Annotated in this window: 3 protein-coding genes; 1 reads left to right on the forward strand and 2 read right to left on the reverse strand. The window is 73.7% G+C overall.

Annotated features, from left to right (window positions below; all coding sequences use genetic code 11):
- Together dapF and miaA are read right to left on the reverse strand one after the other, a co-directional pair.
- A partial coding sequence (gene dapF / locus SACSA_RS0114580; RefSeq protein ID WP_019816634.1) for a diaminopimelate epimerase occupies nt 1-698 on the reverse strand: 698 nt, incomplete at its 3' end.
- 9 nt (nt 699-707) lie between these two features.
- Complete coding sequence (gene miaA / locus SACSA_RS0114585) at nt 708-1,619, reverse strand: tRNA (adenosine(37)-N6)-dimethylallyltransferase MiaA (RefSeq protein WP_019816635.1); 912 nt, start codon at nt 1,617-1,619, stop codon at nt 708-710.
- 266 nt (nt 1,620-1,885) lie between these two features.
- On the opposite strand from miaA, the gene SACSA_RS0114590 reads away from it, so the two are divergent.
- On the forward strand, nt 1,886-3,202 hold the full coding sequence (locus SACSA_RS0114590) for a DUF349 domain-containing protein (protein ID WP_019816636.1): 1,317 nt from the start codon (nt 1,886-1,888) through the stop codon (nt 3,200-3,202).
- The last annotated feature ends 19 nt before the right edge of the window (nt 3,203-3,221 follow it).

A 3,221-nucleotide genomic window follows, 5' to 3' on the forward strand; every position in this document is an offset into this window, starting at 1 on the left:
GCCTCCGCCGACTCGGCGCCACGCAGGTGTGCCGTCGCCGCGACGGCCGCCACCGTGCCGGTGCCGCACGCGCGGGTCTCGCCCACCCCGCGCTCGTACACCCGCATGCGGAGGTGACCGGGGTCGAGCACGTTGAGGAACTCCAGGTTCACCCCTCGGGGGAACACCTCGTCGTCGTAGCGGGGCGCCTCCCGCAGGTCGAGCCCGGCCACGTCCTCGTCGATCACCGACACCAGATGAGGATTGCCGACGTCCACCGCCACCCCCGAGAGCGCGCGGTCGCCCACCACCGCCACCGACGTGCCGGTGACCGCCGCGGGCCCCATGTGCACGGTCACGGAGAGGTCGTCGTGCACCCGGACCGGCCGGTCCCCCGCACGGCTGCCGACGGCGAAGTCCGGCCCGCTCTCCAGCCCCGCCTCGACGAGGTAGCGGGCGAAGACCCGCACGCCGTTGCCGCACATCTCCGCGAGGGAGCCGTCCGCGTTGCGGTAGTCCATGAACCACCTCGCCCCGGAGTCCGCTCCGAGGGCAGCCGAGGGGACCACGCGCAGCACGCCGTCGGCACCGAGACCGCGCTGCCGGTCGCACAGCGCCGCCACCCGGCCGGGTGTCAGGTCCAGAACACCCGACGGGTCGGGCAGGAGCACGAAATCGTTCTGCGTGCCGTGCCCCTTGAGGAACTCGATGCCGCCCATGCGCACAGGTTACCGGCCGAGCCCGGCGAGCACCCGCTCCACCGGGTCGGGCGCCGAGGCGTCGATCCACCTGATCCGGGTGTCCCGGCGGAACCACGACCGCTGCCTGCGCACGAAGCGCCGGGTGGCCACGACGGTCGCCCGCGCGGCGGCGTCGAGATCACCGTCGGTCGCCAGCGCGTCGAGCACCTGCCGGTAGCCGAGGGCGCGGGATGCGGTGGGTCCCTCCCGCAGCCCCCGCGTCTCCAATGCGCGGACCTCGTCGACCAGCCCGGCCGCGAACATGTGCTCGACCCGGCGTTCCACCCGCTCGTCCAGCTCCGCGACCGGACGGTCGACGCCGATGAGCACGGTGCCGTACCGCGCGGGCCCGGGCTCCGGCAGATTCGCCGAGAACGGTTCGCCGGTGATCTCGATGACCTCGAGCGCACGCACCGTCCGCCGCGTGTCCGACGGCTGGATCGTGCCCGCGGCTTCGGGATCGAGCGCGGCGAGCCTGGCGTGCAGCGCCTCCGTGCCGTGCTCGCGTGCCTGCCGCTCCAGCTCCGCCCGCACGGCCGGGTCGGTCCCGGGGAAGCGGAGGTCGTCCAGCACCGCCTGCACGTACAACCCGGACCCGCCGACCAGCACGGGCACCGTCCCCGCGCCCAGAAGCCGTTCGATCACGGTCCGCGCGTGGCGCTGATAGGCCGCCACCGAGGCGGACTCCGTCACCTCGAGCACGTCGAGCAGGTGGTGCGGGACACCGCGCCGTTGCTCGACGGTGGCTTTCGCGGTCCCGATGTCCATGCCCCGGTAGAGCTGCATCGCGTCGGCGTTGACGACCTCGCCGCCGACGGCACGGGCGAGCTCGATGCCGAGCGCCGTCTTGCCGGTGGCGGTGGGCCCGACGACCGCGACAGGCGGCAACGGAGACGTCACGCGCACCTCCCCACGGCCGCCCCACCGTGCGCGGCCGAAGCGCGGGGCGGTGTGACCAGGGACGGAACGGGCAGGATGGAAGCACGCGGGAACACGGCCGCCGAGGTTACCCGGCACGTGCCCGGAGGTACCTGTCGAGCCACGAGGTACCACCGAGCGCGCTGACCTGTTTGAATGCGTGCCTGACCCCGTACACGCAGGACCCGGCCCCGCACCCGCGGGGCGCCCGCGACCCCGCGGGCCGGACAGTCGAGAAGGAGCCGGCCATGGCCGAGCAGAAGACCCCCCACGGCAGTGACGTTCCCACGCCATACCAGGTGCCGCACGCCCCGGGCGCCGGCCATGCCCCTGCCGTCCCGGTCGCGGAGAACCACCCGTCGCGCTGGGGCCGCATCGACGACGACGGCACCGTGTACGTACGCACGGCCGAGGGCGAGCGCGCGGTCGGCGTGTGGCAGGCGGGTACGGCCGAGGAGGGGCTGCGCCACTACGCACGTCGCTTCGATGACCTGCGCACCGAGGCGGAGCTGCTGGAGACCCGGCTCACCTCCGGAACGGGGGACCCGAAGCAGGCGCTGGCGAGCGCGACGCAGTTGCGCGACGGGCTCGGTGACGCGGCGGTCGTCGGTGACCTCGAGGCGCTGCGGGCACGGCTCGACCACGTCGTCGACACCGCCGAGCGGGCCCTGGAAACGGCGCGGCGGGAGCGCGAGCGGGCCCGCGCCGAGGCGGTCGCCCGCAAACAGGCTCTCGCCGAGGAGGCCGAGGAGATCGCGGCGTCGTCCACGCAGTGGAAGGCCGCGGGTGACCGGCTCAGGGCGATCCTGGACGAGTGGAAGACGGTCAAGGGCGTCGACCGCAAGACCGACGACGAGCTGTGGAAGCGGTTTTCCAAGGCACGGGAGTCGTTCAACCGCAGGCGCGGGTCGCACTTCGCCGAGCTGGACAAACAGCGCGCGGCGGCCCGCGACCGCAAGGAGGAACTCATCGCCGAGGCCGAGTCGCTGTCCGACTCGACGGACTGGGGTCCGACCGCGGGCCGGTACAAGGAACTGATGGCGGAGTGGAAGGCCGCGGGGCGCGCGCCCAAGGACGCCGACGAAGCCCTGTGGCAGCGTTTCCGCGCGGCCCAGGACGCGTTCTTCTCCCGTCGCTCGGCGGCCTTCGCCGAGCGGGACGCCGAGTTCGCCGAGAACGCCGCGCGCAAGGAGGAGCTGCTCGCCGAGGCCGAGAAGATCGACCCCTCGGCCAACCTGGACGCCGCGAAGTCGCAACTGCGCCGAATCCAGCAGCGCTGGGACGAGATCGGCAAGGTGCCACGCGACCGCATCCGCGAACTCGACGGGCGGTTGAAAGCGGTGCAGGACCGGGTCCGTTCGGCCGAGGACAGCCGCTGGCGGCGCACCGACCCCGAAGCCCACGCCCGCGCCGCGCAGTTCCGGGAGCGGGTGGAGCAGTTCGAGGAACAGGCGGCCAAGGCGCGCTCCGCGGGCGACGAGCGCCGGGCGAAGCAGGCCGAACAGCAGGCCGCCCAGTGGCGGGAGTGGCTGCGGGCGGCCGAGGAGGCCGTAGCCGACCGCTGATCCGCGAGACCGGGTGGGC

This window comes from Saccharomonospora saliphila YIM 90502 (genome assembly GCF_000383795.1).
GTDB lineage: Bacteria > Actinomycetota > Actinomycetes > Mycobacteriales > Pseudonocardiaceae > Saccharomonospora > Saccharomonospora saliphila.